At 74.3% G+C, this 16,669-nt stretch carries 10 protein-coding genes and 1 pseudogene; 10 read left to right on the top strand and 1 reads right to left on the bottom strand.

Annotated features, from left to right (window positions below):
- Window positions 1-3 precede the first annotated feature (3 nt).
- From ACZ79I_RS14265 to ACZ79I_RS14250, 4 genes are all read left to right on the top strand, one after another.
- A complete protein-coding gene (locus ACZ79I_RS14265; protein ID WP_471497515.1) occupies window positions 4-1,089 on the top strand; it encodes a hypothetical protein in 1,086 nt (361 codons plus the stop codon).
- A 2-nt stretch (window positions 1,090-1,091) separates the two neighbouring features.
- Window positions 1,092-1,865 (top strand): thioesterase II family protein, encoded by a 774-nt coding sequence (locus ACZ79I_RS14260; RefSeq protein ID WP_471504951.1) that lies wholly within the window; start codon window positions 1,092-1,094, stop codon window positions 1,863-1,865.
- Window positions 1,866-1,930: 65 nt separating this feature from the next.
- Window positions 1,931-2,851: a proline iminopeptidase-family hydrolase gene (locus ACZ79I_RS14255; RefSeq protein WP_471497513.1), complete on the top strand. Its 921-nt coding sequence runs from the start codon at window positions 1,931-1,933 to the stop codon at window positions 2,849-2,851.
- A gap of 5 nt (window positions 2,852-2,856) precedes the next feature.
- Complete coding sequence (locus ACZ79I_RS14250) at window positions 2,857-3,798, top strand: ACP S-malonyltransferase (RefSeq protein ID WP_471497511.1); 942 nt, start codon at window positions 2,857-2,859, stop codon at window positions 3,796-3,798.
- Window positions 3,799-3,820: 22 nt separating this feature from the next.
- Here the strand turns inward: ACZ79I_RS14250 and ACZ79I_RS14245 are convergent, their stop codons facing one another.
- The gene (locus ACZ79I_RS14245) at window positions 3,821-4,072 is read right to left on the bottom strand and encodes an acyl carrier protein (protein ID WP_471497509.1); all 252 of its coding nucleotides are present in this window, start codon (window positions 4,070-4,072) and stop codon (window positions 3,821-3,823) included.
- A gap of 121 nt (window positions 4,073-4,193) precedes the next feature.
- On the opposite strand from ACZ79I_RS14245, the gene ACZ79I_RS14240 reads away from it, so the two are divergent.
- The 6 genes and pseudogenes from ACZ79I_RS14240 (at window position 4,194) to ACZ79I_RS14215 (ending at window position 16,596) form a co-directional block, all read left to right on the top strand.
- Window positions 4,194-5,756: an AMP-binding protein gene (locus ACZ79I_RS14240; RefSeq protein ID WP_471497506.1), complete on the top strand. Its 1,563-nt coding sequence runs from the start codon at window positions 4,194-4,196 to the stop codon at window positions 5,754-5,756.
- An 81-nt stretch (window positions 5,757-5,837) separates the two neighbouring features.
- Window positions 5,838-7,358, top strand: coding sequence for an AMP-binding protein (locus ACZ79I_RS14235; RefSeq protein WP_471497504.1), 1,521 nt, complete (start codon window positions 5,838-5,840; stop codon window positions 7,356-7,358).
- Window positions 7,355-7,828 carry a cobalamin B12-binding domain-containing protein gene (locus ACZ79I_RS14230; RefSeq protein WP_471497502.1) on the top strand — a complete coding sequence of 158 codons (474 nt, stop codon included), beginning with the start codon at window positions 7,355-7,357 and terminating at the stop codon, window positions 7,826-7,828. The genes ACZ79I_RS14235 and ACZ79I_RS14230 overlap by 4 nt, the downstream gene beginning before the upstream one ends.
- On the top strand, window positions 7,825-9,132 hold the full coding sequence (locus ACZ79I_RS14225; RefSeq protein WP_471497500.1) for a methylaspartate mutase: 1,308 nt from the start codon (window positions 7,825-7,827) through the stop codon (window positions 9,130-9,132). The genes ACZ79I_RS14230 and ACZ79I_RS14225 overlap by 4 nt, the downstream gene beginning before the upstream one ends.
- A 72-nt stretch (window positions 9,133-9,204) precedes the next feature.
- Window positions 9,205-15,210, top strand: a pseudogene (locus tag ACZ79I_RS14220) (type I polyketide synthase); the annotation flags it as partial.
- Window positions 15,211-15,345: 135 nt separating this feature from the next.
- Window positions 15,346-16,596: a type III PLP-dependent enzyme domain-containing protein gene (locus tag ACZ79I_RS14215; RefSeq protein ID WP_471497498.1), complete on the top strand. Its 1,251-nt coding sequence runs from the start codon at window positions 15,346-15,348 to the stop codon at window positions 16,594-16,596.
- The last annotated feature ends 73 nt before the right edge of the window (window positions 16,597-16,669 follow it).

Genomic DNA, 16,669 nt, shown 5'->3' with positions numbered 1-16,669 from the left:
GCCATGGCACCCCTCGGTCAGGAACCCGGCCCGGGGCACACCGCCCCGGGGTCGCTCTCCGACGTCACCCGCGAGGTGCTCCGCCTGGCGTCCGGGCACGGCGACGGCACCCGGCGGCCCACGGCGCTCGTGCTCAGCGACGGATCGTCCGTGCTGAGCCGCGGCGACCTGGGCGCCGCGGCGGTGCGTCCCGTCCTGGAGCGCAAGTGCCGGGTGCTGGAGCACGCCACCGGGATGAGCGCCTTCCCGCTGGCGTTCGCGCGCGCCGAACCCGCCGAGTACGTACGGACGCTGGAACTGCTGCGCCCCAACTACGACGCGATCCTGATCGCCGACGTCGCCGCGCCCCGCTGCTTCGACCTGCAGCGGCTCCTGGCCGGCACGGCGGTCGACTGCCCCGTCCTCCACGACGACCAGCACGGCACGGCGGTCATGGCCGCCGCCGCGGTCCTGACATCACTGCACCGGTCCGGCCGCGCCCTGCGGGAGCTGTGCGCGGTCGTCGTCGGCGCCGGGGCCGCGGGCGCCACCACGGCCCGGCTGCTGCACCACCTCGGCGTCGGTGAGCTGCGGGTGGTCGACTCGGTGGGCGTGCTGCACCCCGGAAGGGCCGGACTGAGCGCGGAGAAGGCCGAGCTGGCGGCCCTCACGAACCCGGACGGAATCCGGGGGCCCGTGGGGGCGGCGCTGCGGGGCGCCGACGTGTGCCTCGCCCTGTCCGGCGCCCCCATCGCCGCCGCGGACCTGGCGGGGATGAACCCGAAGCCCGTCGTCGTACCGCTGTCCTACCCGGACGTCGAGGTGCGGTACGAGGACGCCGCCGCCCTGGGGGCGACCTATCTGCCGGCGCTGGAGAACGGCCTGAGCAACAACCTCGCCACGCCCGGTCTGCTGCTGGCGGCCTGCCAACTGGGCCTGCGGCGGCTCCGGATGAGCGACCTGGCACTCGCCGTCCACTGCCTGATGTCGCTGTCGGAGGACCATCCGGACGCCCCGCCGGTCCCCCGCGCCGATCTCCGGCGGACGGCGAGATCGATCGCGCGCGCCATCGCCGATGGCCGCGCAGCTCTTCGAAAGGTGAGTACGTGACGATGTCCGTGCAGGAACTGTGGTTCCGCCGCTACACCCCGACGCGCGCCCCGCGGGCCACGCTGTTCTGCTTCCCCCACGCCGGCGGCTCGGCCAGCTACTACTACCCGATGTCGAAGGCCCTGGCGCCCGAGTTCGACGTCCTGGCCGTGCAGTACCCGGGCCGCCACGACCGCCGCGCGGAAGCGCCGTTCGCCACCGTCGACGCCCTCGCCGACGCGATCCACACGGCGATCCGGCCGCTCATGCGGGGGCCCGTCGCCTTCTTCGGACACAGCATGGGCTCGGCCGTCGCGTTCGAGGTGGCGCGGCGGCTGGAGGCCGGCGGCGGCCCCGCTCCGCAGCTCCTGTTCGCCTCCGGAGGCCGGGCGCCGAGCCGGGTCCACGACGACGGTGTGCACCGGCTCGGCGACGCCGGAATCATCGCCGAACTGCGCAGCATGGGCGGCACGGACGCGAGGGTGCTCTCGGAGCCGGACCTGCTGGACGTGGTGCTGCCGCCGCTGCGGGCCGACTACCGCGCCATCGAGACCTACCGCCAGGACACCAGCGCGCGCATCGGCGCCCCGATCGTGGTGATGACCGCCACCGACGACGCGCGCACCACCCTGGAGGAGGCGCGGGCCTGGCACGAGCACACGTCCGCGGGCGGCGACGTCCATCTCTTCGACGGCGGCCACTTCTACCTCGAAAGCCACGGTGAGCGGGTCGTCGAGCTGATCTCCGGCACGCTGCGCGGCCAGTTGGCCGCCACCGCGGCCCAGCGGGTGCGCTGACCCGGCCGGCAGGCGGTGCGGACACCCCTAAGGGGCTGGTGTCCCGTCGGCGGCCGCGGCTAGACATGGCTGCCATGACCACAGCCGCAGTGCCCACCACCAAAGGGCTGGTGCCCTTTCGCACGTATGCGACCTGGTACCGCATGACCGGCAGGCCCGGCGGTGGGCGCCCCGCCCTGGTCATCCTGCACGGCGGCCCGGGCAGCACCCACGACTACCTGCTGAAGCTGAGCGCGCTCGCCGTGGGCGGCTGGCCCGTGGTGCACTACGACCAGCTCGGCAACGGCGGCTCCACCCATCTGCCGGACATGCCACCCGGGTTCTGGACACCCGAGCTGTTCCTGGAGGAGCTCGACAACCTGCTGACCCGTCTCGGCATCGCGGACGACTACGTGCTGTTCGGCCAGTCGTGGGGCGGCATGCTCGCGGCCTGGCACGCCTCCGGGCGCCCGCCGGGACTGCGCGGTCTGATCGTGGCCAACGCGCCCGCCTCCTACCCGACATGGCGCAAGGAGACGGCGATCCTGCGCGCCGCGCTGCCCGAGGGAGTCGACGACGTCCTGCGGGCCCACGAAGCGGCCGGGACCACCGACTCCGCCGAGTACACCGAGGCGATGCGCGTCTTCTACCGCAGGCACGTCTGCCGGCTCGACCCGTGGCCGCGGGACTACAACGCCTCGTTCATGGAGATCGTGAACGACCCGACGGTCTACCTCGCCATGAACGGACCCAGCGAGTTCCATGTCATCGGCTCGCTGCGGGACGTGTCGATCGAGGACCGCCTCCCCCGCATCGCCGTACCCACCCTGGTCCTGTCCGGACGCCACGACGAGGCGACCGAGGCCGTGGTCCGGCCGTTCCACGAACGCGTCCCGGACGCCCGCCGGGTGGTCTTCGAGGAGTCCAGCCACCTGCCCCACCTGGAGGAGCCCGAGCGGTTCTTCCGCGTACTCGCCGAGTTCCTCCTCGGGCTCGGGAAGGGATGACACGCATGGATGCCGAACGGCCCGACACGGCCGCGCTGTTCCCCGGGATGAACCCGGTGGGCCACGCCGACCTCGCGCGGTTCCTGGTCGTCAACCCGGTGGCGCGCCGGCTGCTCGCCGAGGCGGACCGGCGGCTGGGCCGCTCGGTGCTCGACGGCCTGGAAGGCGCCAGGGGCGACTACAGCGAGGACGCCCAGGTGGCCTTCATGGTGACCTGTGTCGCGCTCGCCGAGTGGGCCCGCACCGAACTCGGCGTCGAGGCCAGGGCCGCCGTCGGGCCCAGCTTCGGCGGCAAGCCGCTGTCGGTGTTCTGCGGATCGCTGCCGTTCGAGGACGCCGTGTGGATGACCGCGGCCCTGGCCCGGTGCACGGACGAGTTCTTCGCCACCGAGTACCGGGATGTCGTGACCCACTCGTTCGTCCGGATATCGGCCGGGCAACTGGAGGAGATCCTGGCCGAGTTGGACGCCCTCGGCCAGTGGAGCGACGTCTCCTGCCACCTCGACCGCACCATGTACATGCTGTCGCTGCGCGAGCAGAACATGGAGTGGCTGGACAAGAAGATCCGCAGCCTCGGCGGCATGTCCCTCTACACCATGCGTCCACCGCTGCACTCGGCCTCGTTCGCCGGGCTGCGGAGCATCGCCGAGGACCGGGTGCTCGGCGGGCTGGGGTTCGCCGATCCCGCGCTCCCGGTCGTCGCCGACCAGGACGGCGCCGTGCTGCGGACGGGGGACGGGATCCGCACGATGCTGCTGGACGGCATCGTGCGGCCGGTGCGCTGGCCCACCGCCGTGGAGGCCCTGCGCGGACTGGGGATCGGGCGGGTGTGCGTGTACGGGCCGGACAGCCTGTTCGGCCGGGTCGCCTGCACCAGGGAGACCTTCGACGTCCTGGCCGTCGACCCGAGGCTGGCGCTGCAGCCCCGCCGCGCCGGACGGCGCTGACGCGGCGGCGCGGGGCGGGACGTCAGGCGGTGGCGGACGAGCCGAGGTGCGCGGACAGCGTCTCCCACAGGACGCCCGCCGTGCGGAAGGTCTCCAGGCTCAGGGCCTCCTCGCGGAACCGGATCCGGAACCGGCTCTCCAGCGCCGCGAGCAGTTCCACCGTGGCCAGGGAGTCGAGCCCGTAGTCGCGCAGTTCGGCCTCCGGCCGCAACGGCTCGTCGCCCGGCAGATACGGAAGGAAGCTGCGGACCGTCTTCTCGAACTCATCGTGCATGACTGCTCCAGGCTCTGTGGGCGCTTCCGGCGTGCTGTCCCCGCACGCTAGCGGCACCGGCCCGCCCTGCCGACCCCTACTCCTTCCCGGCGAAGCGCCGGCCGACCTGACGGAGGACGCAGTGAACGGACCGGCCCCGCAAGGGCTGTACGCGCGGTTTCTGCGCGGACTCGAACGCTCCCCCACGGGGACGGCGATCCGGATCGCGGACCGGCGGATCACCTATGCGCAGGCGCACGAACAGGCCCTCGTGTGGGCGGGGGCGCTGGCCGGCACGGAGCCGAAGGCCGTCGGCGTCCTCGCCGGAAAGAGCCCCACCGCCTACATCGGCGTGCTGGCCGCGCTGTGCGCCGGGGCGGCCGTGGTCCCGATGCGCCCGGACTTCCCTGCCGCCCGCACCAGCCGGATGATCAGCGCCGCCGGGGTGACGGCGCTCATCGTCGACCAGGAGGGCGCGAAAACCCTTGCCGGGCCGGCCGGGGCGGGCGGCGCCGCCATGGCCGCCGTCTCCGTCCTCGCCCCGGAAGGCGGCGTCGACGACGCGCTGCCCTTGCCCGCGCTGGTGCCGGACGCACGGCGGGCGCTTCCCGGGCCGCGCGGGGCCGCGCCGGAGGATCCCGCGTTCATCCTGTTCACCTCCGGCTCCACCGGCCGCCCCAAAGGCGTCGTGGTCACCCACGGCAACACCGGCCACTACTTCGGGCTGCTCGACGCCCGCTACGACTTCACCCCCCAAGACACGTTCTCGCAGGCCTTCGACCTCAACTTCGACTGCGCGCTGTTCGACATGTTCTGCGCGTGGGGCGCGGGTGCCACGGCCCTCGCGATCCCGCCGGCCGCCTACCGGGACCTGCCCGGCTTCCTCGCCGAGCACGACGTCACCGTGTGGTTCTCCACGCCCAGCGCCATCGACCTGGTCCGCAGGATGGGCGGGCTGACCCCCGGCGCCCTGCCCGGGCTGCGGTGGAGCTTCTTCGCGGGTGAGGCGTTCAAGTGCCGGGACGCGCGCGACTGGCAGGCGGCGGCGCCCGGTTCGGCCGTCGAGAACCTCTACGGGCCCACGGAACTGACCGTGACGATCGCCGCCCACCGGTGGGCGGGCGCCGCCACCGAGGCGGAGGCCGTCAACGGGATCGTGCCCATCGGCGCGATCCACGAGGGCCACGGGCACCTCCTGCTCGGCGACGACGGCGAACCGGCCGGCGACGAGGGCGAACTGTGCGTCGCGGGACCGCAGGTGGCGGGCGGCTACCTCGACCCGGCCGACGAGGACGGGAGGTTTTCGACCCTGGAGGGAAACCGCTGGTACCGCACCGGCGACCGGGTCCGGCGGATCGGCGGCGACCGGCTGGCCTATCTGGGCCGGCGCGACACGCAGGTCCAGGTGGCCGGCTGGCGCATCGAGCTCGCCGAGGTGGAGCACGCCCTGCACGAGGCGGGCCTGCACGACGCCGTCGCCGTCGGCGCGGACGGGCCCGGCGGCACCGCCCTCATCGCCTTCCACACCACCGCGGGGGTCTCGACCGCCGACATCGTCGGCAGGCTGCGGCGGCTCCTGCCCGACGGTGCCATCCCGCGGCGCTTCCACCGCCTGGACGAACTCCCGCTGAACGCCAACCGCAAGACGGACCGCAAGGCGCTGACCGCCCTGGCGTCCGACCTGCTGTCCGGGCTGCGCCGATAGGGGTCGTAGGGGTGTGGACCGGCAGACGGGCCGAGGTAGCTTCTGGCCGACCCGGAAGCGTGCGTGGTGCGAGAGGCGGACATGGCACGACTCGAATCCTCCCCGCGTGGCCCCCTCGTCCACACCCTCCTGGACGACGCGGCGGCCCAGGCGCCCGACGCCCGCGCGGTGCGGGACGCGCAGGGCGAGTGGACCTATCGCGAGACCGACGAGCACAGCCGGGCCGTGGCCGCCTGGCTCCAGGGCCGGGGCGTCGGGCCGGGGGACCGGGTGCTGGTGCAGTGGCCGACCGACCGCCGGCTCGCCGCCGTGCTGTTCGGGGCGAGCCGCGCGGGTGCGACGCTGGTCCCGGTCAACCCGGACACCCGGCCGTACCAGCTGCGGGCCGTCATCGCGAGCGCCGAGCCCCGGCTGATCCTCGCCGCCGACGAACGCGACGTCGTGTGGAAGGAGATCGAGGGCCTGCGCGAGTGCGGCGCACGCCCCCACCCCGTGGAGGTCACCGCCGGGGACCTCGCGGTCCTCGTCTACACCTCCGGCAGCACCTCGGTGCCCAAGGGGGTGATGGAGCCGCACGCGCAGATCGTGTTCGCCACCCGCGCGCTCGTCGCCGAACTCGGCTACCGCGCCGACGACGTGGTCTTCTGCCGCTTCCCGGTCTCCTGGGACTACGGCCTCTACAAGGTGCTGATGTGCGCCGTGGCCCACTGTGAGATCGTCCTGGCGGGCGACGAGTCCGATCTGACGCTGCTGCGCCGGATGCGCGAGGTCGGCGCGACCGTCGTACCCATCGTGCCGTCCTTCGCGACCATGATCGGCAAGCTCGCCGACCGTGAGCCGGAGCCGGCCGGCGGCAACCGGATCCGGCTGTTCACCAACACCGGCGCCGCCCTGCCGCAGTCGACCGCCGCCAGACTGCGCGAGGCGTTCCCCGGGGCCGTCGTGGTGCGCCAGTACGGGCAGACGGAGTGCAAGCGCATCTCGGTCATGCCGCCGCACGAGGAGCACGACCGGCCGGACTCGGTGGGCCGCCCCATCCGCGGCACCAGGGTCCTGATCCTCGACCCGGACGGGAACGAGGTGCCCGCCGGCGAACTCGGCGAGATCGTCGCGGCGGGGCCGCACGTCATGCCGGGCTACTGGCGGGAGCCGGAGATCAGCGCGCACACCTTCCGCACCGACCCCGCCACCGGCGAACCGCGGCTGCACACCGGGGACTACGGAACCGTCGACGAGGACGGCTACCTGTACTTCCACGGCCGGGTCGACGACATGTTCAAGCGCAAGGGCATCCGGATGAGCACGCTGGAGATCGAGGCCGCCGCGATGGACATCCCGGGCGTCCGCGCCGCGGGCGTCGTACCGCCCTCCGGCGACCGCGACCTCGCCATCTGCGTGGAGACCGAGCTGGCCCCCCACGTCGTCCTGCGGGAACTCGCCCAGCGGCTCGAACCGCTGAAGGTCCCCTCCCTGTGCCATGTGGTCGACGCGTTCCCGCTCACCGCGCACGGCAAGAACGCGACCAGGGAGCTGACCAGGATCCTCGACGAGGTCTTCGCGGCGCGGGCCCGATCGGCGTCGGACCGGGCCGCCCCCCGATGACCGGCACCATCGCCGCGGCCGGCGGCCCGCCGGCCGGCCGCGGGGACGAACGGGCGACGCCCACCGTCGTGGTCAGCAGCCTGGCCTCGGACGCCCACACCTGGAACCTCGTCTTCCTCCAACTCCTCATCGAGGAACTCGGGTTCGAGGTGGTGAACCTGGGCCCGTGCGTGCCGGACGACCTGCTGGTGTCCGAGTGCCGTGCCCGGCGCGCCGCGATGGTGGTGATCAGCAGCGTCAACGGGCACGGCTACCAGGACGGGATGCGCGCCATCACACGGCTGCGGGAGTGCCCCGAACTCGCCGAGGTGCCGATCGTCATCGGGGGCAAGCTCGGAGTTTCCGCAGTCGGCCGCTCACAGCGCGCGGACGACCTGCTCGCCGCGGGCTACGACGCCGTGTACGACGACGCGGGCGGCACCGAGTCGTTCCGCAGCCTCGTCGCCTCGCTGACGGCGGTCACGGCGTGAGCTTCGGCGGCTTCGTGCGCGAGCGGAGCGCGGCGGGCGACCTGGTCGTGCAGCCGCGCTCCGGCTTCGGCGACCCGAAGCGGATGCGGGAGTGCCTGGCCGCCGTGAAAGGGGCCGCCGCGGTGACCGCCGGGACGATCACGCTGGACAGCTACACCCGGCTCGGCGACCTGGAGTCGGCGGACCGGGCCCTGCGGGACGGCAACGCGCTCAACGGCTATCCGCTCCTCAGCCACGACGCCGCGACGACCAGGGCGGTGATCGACGGCCTCGCCGACGAGGGCTTCCCGGTCCAGGTGCGGCACGGTTCGGCCAGGCCGCTGGAGATCGTCCGCGGGATGATCCGGGCCGGGCTGCACGCCACGGAGGGCGGCCCGGTGTCGTACTGCCTGCCCTACGGCCGGACCCCGCTCGCGGAGTCGGTCCGCGCCTGGAGGGCGTCCTGCGAGGAACTGGCCGCCGTAGGGGACACCGGGCGCATGCCGCACCTGGAGACCTTCGGCGGCTGCCTGATGGGACAGCTGTGCCCACCCGGACTGCTGGTCGCGGTGAGCGTCCTGGAGGGGATGTTCTTCCGCGCCCTGGGCCTGCGGTCGATCTCGGTCAGCTACGCGCAGCAGACCAACGCGGCGCAGGACGAGGAAGCTGTCCGGGCGCTGCGCCGGCTGTGCGCCGAACTCCTGCCGGACACCGACTGGCACGTCGTGGTCTACGCCTACATGGGGATGTACCCCAAGACCCCCGGCGGCGCCCGCGAACTCCTGGCCGACGCCGCCCGCCTCGCGGTCGCGACCGGCAGCGAGCGGCTGATCGTCAAGACCGTGGCCGAGTCGCACCGCCTGCCGACCGTCGCCGAGAACGTCGAAGCCCTGGAACGCGCCGCCACCGCCGCCGCCACAGCCGCCGCCGCGGCCCGCCGGAACGAGACGCCGCCGCCGACCGGGGACGACGGCGGACAGACCTACCGCGAGGCCCTGGCCCTGATCGACGCGGTGCTCAACTGCGCGGCCGACATCGGCGACGCCCTGGTGGCCGCCTTCCGGCGCGGCCTGCTCGACATCCCGTTCTGCCTGCACCCCGACAACGCGGGCCGCACCCGCAGCCGGCTGGACGCCGAAGGCCGCCTGCGCTGGTCCGACATCGGCTCGATGCCGCTGGCGGGCATCGCCGAGAACCGCCCGGACGGCGACGGGCTGACGGCGAGAGGCCTCATGGAGGCCCTCTCCTACGTCCAACGGACATTCGACGGAAAGGCGCTGGACGGGACCGCTTCCCGGTCCGCCCTGACCTCCGGCTCCCGATAGAGCCCTCGATCACCTGGTGAGGATGACGAAGGAATGAAGGAAAACGCCTCCACCGAGCAGCTCGTCGGGGCCCTGCGCCGTTCCGTGCTGGACAACGAACTGCTGCGCCGGGAGAACGAGCGCCTCACCGCGGCGGTCGGCGAGCCCATCGCGGTCGTCGGCATGGCCTGCCGCTACCCCGGCGGCGTGACCTCGCCCCGACAGCTGTGGAACCTGGTCGAGTCGGGGGCGGACGCCATCGGGTCGTTCCCCGCGGACCGCGGCTGGAACGTGGACGCCCTGTACTCGCCGGTGCCGGGCACCGCGGGAACCACGTACTCCTGCGAGGGCGGATTCCTCTACGACGCGGCCGACTTCGACGCGGACTTCTTCGGGATCTCACCGCGCGAGGCCCTGGCGATGGACCCGCAGCAGCGGCTGCTGCTGGAGACGTCGTGGGAGGCGCTGGAACACGCGCGGATCGTCCCCGCGTCGCTGCGCGGCAGCGCGACCGGTGTGTACGCCGGGGTGATGTACCACGACTACGGCCCCGGGAGCAGCGACGGCAGCCTCGTGTCCGGGCGCACCGCCTACACGCTGGGCCTGGAGGGCCCCGCGCTGTCGGTGGACACGGCCTGCTCGTCCTCGCTGGTGGCGATCCACCTGGCGACGCAGGCACTGCGCCGGGGCGACTGCACGCTGGCCCTGGTCGGCGGTGTGACCGTGATGACCGAGCCGGACATGTTCGTCTACTTCAGCGGCCAGCGGGGGCTGTCCTCCGACGGCCGGTGCAAGGCGTTCTCCGCGCGGGCCGACGGCGTGGGCTGCTCCGAGGGTGCGGGCGTCCTGGTGCTGGAGCGGCTGTCGGACGCGCTGCGTGCGGGGCGCCGGGTGCTGGCGGTGGTCCGGGGCTCGGCGGTCAACCAGGACGGCGCCTCCAGCGGACTGACGGTGCCGAACGGACCGGCGCAGCAGCGGGTCATCGCGACGGCGCTGGCCGACGCGGGCCTGGCGCCCGGCGACATCGACGCGGTCGAGGGCCACGGGACCGGGACGCGGCTGGGCGACCCGATCGAGGCCCAGGCACTGCTGGCCGCCTACGGCAAGGGCCGGGACGCCGGGCGGCCGCTGTGGCTGGGATCGGTGAAGTCGAACATCGGGCACACACAGGCCGCCGCCGGAGTGGCCGGCGTGATCAAGATGGTCGAGGCGCTGCGACAGGAGGTGCTGCCCCGGTCGCTGTACGCGGACGATCCCTCGCCCGAGGTGGACTGGTCCTCCGGCGGGGTCCGGCTGCTGGCGGACGCCGTGCCGTGGCAGCGGGGCGGGCGTCCGCGCCGGGCCGGTGTGTCCTCGTTCGGGATCAGCGGCACGAACGCGCACATCATCATCGAGGAGCCGCCCCGGAACGACGCGGCGGCGCCCCCGCTCCCGCCGGAGCCCGCGGGAGCGGAACCGGGCGCGGCGGGCCGAGTGGTGCCGTGGGCGGTGTCGGGACGCTCGGCGGCGGCGCTCGCCGGACAGGCCGGGGCGCTGGCGCGGTTCGTGCGGGAGCGCCCCGGGTTCCCGCTGGTGGCGGGGGCCCGCGCGCTCGCCGGATCGCGGTCGCTGTTCGAGCACCGGGCCGTGGTGTCCGGCCGGTCCGCCGAGGACCTGCTGGCCGGACTGGACGCGCTGGCCGAGGGCCGCGAGGCGGCGGGCACGGTGTCCGGGCGCGCGGGAGCGGCCCGGGTGGCGTTCGTGTTCTCCGGGCAGGGATCGCAGCGCCCCGGCATGGGAGCGCAACTCGCCGCCGCCCACCCGGAGTTCGCACGGGCCTACGCGCAGGTCTGCGCCGCGTTCGACGGGCTGCTGCCGCGGCCCCTGGCGGAGGTCGTCGCCTCCGGTGACGAGCTGGACGAGACGGTCTACACCCAGCCCGCGCTGTTCGCCCTGCACACCGCTCTGGCCAGGCTGCTGGAGTCGTTCGGCGTCACGCCGGCCGCGGTCGCCGGGCACTCCATCGGCGAGTTCTCCGCGGCCCACATCGCCGGGGCCCTCGGCCTCGCGGACGCCGCCCGGCTGGTCGCGGCGAGGGCCACCGCCATGCAGGTCCTGCCGTCCGGCGGCGCGATGGCCTCGGTGTCCGCGGGCCGGGAGACGGTCGCGGCCGTGCTCGCCGGCACGGACGTACCCGTCGGAACAGGTGAGGGCGGAGCGAGCCCGGGGTTCCCGGGAGTCGACATCGCCGCCGTCAACTCCCCCCGCCACACCACCGTCTCCGGGGACGCCGAGGCCGTGTCGGCGGCCACGGCGTACCTGTCCGCGAACGGCATACGGACATCACCGCTGCCGGTGTCGCACGCCTTCCACTCCCGGCTGATGGGCCCGGCCCTGCCCGCCCTGGCGGAGGCCGCCGCGGCCGTCGACTGGCGGGCCCCCACCATCCCCTTCGTGTCCGCCCTCACCGGCCTGACCCTCACCGCCGAGGAGCCGGCGGACCCCGGGTACTGGACCCGCCACGCCCGGGAGGGCGTCGACTTCCCCGCCGCGCTGGCGACGCTCACCGGCACCCACCGCTGCACCGTCCTGCTGGAGATCGGACCGGACAGGACCCTCACCACGCTGGCGGGACACACCCTCGACGCCGGCCCGGACCCCGCGGCCATCCCGATCCCCACGCTGCACCCCGGGCAGGACGAGACCACCGCCCTGACGACGGCCCTGGCCCGTCTCCACGTCGGCGGCACCCCGGTCGACTGGGTCCGCACCCTGCCCCGGACCGGGGAGCAGGCCGCCGTCGACGAGGACACCGACCTCCCCACGTACGCCTTCCAGCGCAAGCGTTACTGGCTCGGCGCCACCACGACCCCCCACACCGCCGGCCTGGAGTCCACCGGCCACCCGCTGCTGCCCGTCGTCACCGGCCTCGCCACCGACGGCAGCCTGCTCCTGACCGGCACCCTCGCCCCCCATGCCACCCCCTGGCTCACCCACCACGCCGTCAACGGGCAGCCGCTGCTGCCCGGCGCCGCACTGGTGGAACTCGCCCTCCACACCGCCGAACGCACCGACACCTCCCACATCCGGGAACTGACCCTGCACGCCCCCCTCGCCCTCTCCGTGGAGCACCCCACCACCCTGCAGATCCACGCCGGGGCACCCGCCCCCGACACCGGGCAGCGCACCCTGGCGGTCTACTCCCGCACCACGACCGACGGTCCGTGGACCAAGCACGCGGAGGGAATCCTGGGCGAGGGGCCCGTTCCCGGTGCCGTGGACTCCGCCGCCCACACGTCACGGCACTGGCCCCCGCCCGGTGCCCGCCCCGTCGACGTCGCGGACGCGTACCGGGAACTGGCCGACCGGGGGCTCGACTACGGCCCCTCGTTCCAGGGACTGAAGGCCGCCTGGCGCCTGGACGACGACGTGTTCGCCGACATCGCCCTGCCGGACGGCGTGGACGCCACCGGATACGGCATCCACCCGGCGCTGCTCGACGCGGCACTGCACGCCTCGGCCCTCGTGGACGAGGACGCCCGGCCCGGACGTCCCCTGATCCCGTTCTCCTGGGGCGGGGCGGTGCTGCACACACGGGGCGCGACCACACTGCGGGTCCGAGTGCGCCGGACCGCGGCCGGCACGTCGGAGATCACCTGCACGGACACGCTCGGCACGCCGGTGTTCTCCGCCGAGTCACTGGTGGCCCGGCCCGCGGCACCGGGATCCGGCGGCGCGCCGTCCCCGCTGAGCGAGAACCTGCTGGAGGTGTCCTGGACACCCGTGCCGGCGTCCGGGGCCGCGGCCGGCGCTCCGCTCACCCGGGCGGTCGTCGGGCCGGACACCGCCGCGTCCGTCCCGGCGCTCGGCGAGCCGGCGCCCGGGACGACGTATCCGGCGATCGGCTCCCTGGCGGACGCGCTGTCCGGGGGCGCGCCCGTGCCCGACGTCATCCTCGTCCCGCACCGCACCGGCACGACATCCGGTCTCCCGGCCGCGCTCCACGAGGCCGTGCACACGATGCTCGCCGTCGTACAGGCCCGGATCGCCGACGAGCGGCTCAGCGGCTCGCGGGTCGCCGTGGTGACACGCGGCGCGGTGGCCGCCCGCGGCGGCGAGGCGGTCAGCGACCTCGCCGGGGCCGCCCTGTGGGGCCTGGTGCGCACCGCGCAGGGGGAGTGCCCCGGGGCCTTCGTCCTCGTCGACACCGACGACACGGCGGATCCGGCGGCGCTCGACGCCGCGCTCGCCACGGGCGAACCGCAGATCGCCGTGCGCGACGGCCGGCTTCTCGCCCCCCGTCTCGCGCACTCCACCGCGCTGGTCGCGCCCGCGGGCGCCGAGAACTGGCGGGTGGAGGCGACCTCCCAGGACACGCTCGACCACCTCGCCCCGGTCGCCGCCCCCGAGGACGCGCCGCCGGCCGCCGGGCAGGTGCGGATCGGCATCCGGGCCGTGGGACTCGACTCCCCCGATACGGCGGTGGGCGCCGGCATCGTCGAGGAGACCGGGCCGGGCGTCGACCGGCTCACGCCGGGAGACCGCGTCCTGGTGCTGCTGCCCGGCGGGGCGGGGCCGACGGCGGTGGCCGATCAGCGGCTCGTGGTGCGGCTGCCGCAGCGGTGGTCGTTCGCCGCGGCGGCGGCCCTCCCCGCCGACCGCGTCCGCACGACGGCGGGCGAGCCGTCCGCGCTCTTCGAGGGCGACGGCCACGACCCCGCGTCCCCGTACCTGTGGGACATGGGACGCGCCGCCGACGCCGTCCGGGCGCCGCACACCGGCAAGGCCGTGCTGCACGTCCCCCGGCGCCTCGGCCCGGACGACACGGTCCTCGTCACCGGCGGAACCGGCGCGCTCGGCCGGTTCGTCGCGCGCCACCTGGTGACCCGGCACGGAGCGCGCCGGGTGATCCTCGTCAGCCGCAGGGGACCGGACGCGCCCGGGGCGGCCGGGGCCGCCGCCGAACTCTCCGCCCTCGGCGCCGACGTACGGCTGGCGGCCTGCGACGTCGCCGCCCCCGACGACCTGGCCGCGCTGCTGGGATCGATCCCGGCCGGGCAGCGGCTCGCCGGCGTGGTCCACCTCGCGGGCGTCACCGACGACGGCGTGCTCGGAGCGATGACCCCGCGGCGGATGGACACGGTCCTGGGACCCAAGGCCGACGCGGCCTGGAACCTGCACCGGCAGACCCGCGGCCTCGACCTGGACCTGTTCGTGCTCTTCTCCTCGGGCGGCGGCACGCTGGGCGCCCCGGGCCAGGCCAACTACGCCTGCGCCAACGCCTTCCTCGACGGGCTGGCCTCCCACCGCCGGGGGCTGGGGCTGCCCGGACAGTCGCTGGCCTGGGGCATGTGGGCCGGCCAGGGCATGGCGCGGGACCTGTCGGCCACCGACGTCGCCCGGATGGCCACGTCCGGCGTGGGCGGTCTCTCCCCCGAGGAGGGCCTCGCCCTGTTCGACCTCGCGCTCGCCGCCGGCGGCCCGCAGCTGATGCCGTTCCGGTACGACGCGGCGTCGCTGCGGAAGCGGGACGACGACGTGCCCTCGATGTTCCTCGGCCTGGCCGGCACCCCGCGCCGGACCGGGGCGGCCACGTCCACGGGCGCGGAGGAGCCGCACACCGCCCTGCTCGCGCGGCTGGCCGGGCTCGGCCCGCGGGAGGCGGAACAGGTGCTCGCCGAACTCGTCCAGGCGCACGCGGCGGCCGTCCTCGGACACGGCTCACCGACGGCGATCGAGATCGACAGGCCGTTCAAGGACACCGGATTCGACTCGCTGACCAGCATCGAGCTGCGCAACAGACTGGCGACGGCCACCGGCCTGCAACTGCCGGCGACCCTGGTCTTCGACCACCCGAGCGTGGCCGACATCGCGGCGCACCTGCGCGAGCGACTGCTGCCCGACACCGAGCCGGCGGCGGACCGGGACGACGACGCGTGGTTGCGCGACCTGTTCGCCCGGATCCCCTTCCAGCGGCTGCGCACGGCGGGCCTGCTGGACGCTCTCATGGGCCTGGCGGGCATCGAGGGCGCCGACCGGTTCCTGGCCGTGGACGACGCCGCCATCGACGAGATGGACGCCGCGGAACTGATCGACATGCTGATGATCGACGACGAGTGAGCACGAAGGGTGCGGCCCGGCCGCGCGGGCCGCACCCGTCCACCCCTACGCAACCCCTAACCGGCTGGTGGCGGCCGTGCCGTGGTCGGCCGCTAGGGGTACCCCGGCTCTTTGCCGCTCACCTAGATTCCCCCCATGCCACGAGCCCGTGACGAAGCGCTCCACGCTCGGCTGGCCGCACAGTACGGGACTCCGCTGTACGTCTACGACCTCGACGATGTCGCCGAAGCGAAGTCCGTCCTGTTCTCGTCGCTGCCTGAGGGAGTGGACCTGTACTACGCGTTGAAAGCCAATCCGCACCCCGACGTCGTCCGGGCCGTCGGTCCTGAGCCCTCCGCGCCGGGATGCGGCGCGGAGATCAGCTCCACCGGAGAGCTGGCCGCCGCCCTGGAGGCCGGACTTCCGGGTGCCGACTGCCTGTACACGGGCCCCGGCAAGACCGCACGCGAACTCGACGAGGCGATCACGCTCGGCGTGCGCCTGTTCTCCACCGACTCCGTCACCGACGTGCGCCGGCTCGACACCGCGGCCCGCCGGCAGGGCGTCCGCGTCGAGGCCCTGCTGCGCATCAACGCCGACTCCGCGAGCGCCACCACCGGCATCCGGATGACCGGCGCACCGTCGCAGTTCGGCTTCGACAGCGAGAACCTGGCCGAAGCGCTCGGCGAACTCCGCGGCCCGGCCGGCGTGTCCGCGGTGGACATCACCGGGATGCACTTCTTCCCGCTCAGCAACACCACCGACGAGAACAACCTCATCGGCGAGTTCCGCACCACCCTGCGGGTCGCCGCCGAGTTGAGCCGCACCCACGGTCTGCCGCTGCGCCATCTGGACATCGGCGGCGGATTCAGCGTCCCCTACGGCGTGCCCGGCGGCCGTACGCGCTACCCCAGGCTGCGCGGCGAACTGGAGGCCGCCCTGGACGCCGAGTTCCCGCACTGGCGGGACGGCTCGCCGCGCATCGCGTGCGAGAGCGGGCGGTACCTGGTCGGCGGCTGCGGCACGCTGCTGGCCACCGTCACCAACGTCAAGGTGGGCCGCGGCCGGAAGTTCGTGATCACCGACGCCGGCATCAACACCTTCGGCGGGATGTCCGGGCTCGGCCGGCTGCTGCCCGTCGCGGTGGAGCCGACCGGAGCCGGCGGTCCGACCCAACGGGCCTCGCTCGTCGGCCCGTTGTGCACACCGGGTGACGTACTCGGCCGGGAGATCGAGCTGCCCGACCTGCATCCCGGTGATCTGGTGGCGATCCCCAACGCCGGGGCGTACGGGCCGACGGCCAGCCTGCTGGCGTTCCTGGGGCGGCCCGCGCCGACCGAGGTGACCGTCCGCGCCGGCGACGTCGTCTCGGCCTCGCAGCTCGTGCACAGCCGTTCGCCGCGATGACCGATCGAACCGAAAGCGGAGCATGCCGATGAGTGGGCCGACGCTGCCCGAGAACCTTGCGGGCCTGACCGGG

Source organism: Streptomyces sp. PSU-S4-23, from assembly GCF_055632315.1.
The sequence above is the reverse complement of the archived record's forward strand: the minus strand, read 5'-3'. Positions and strand labels throughout refer to the sequence as shown.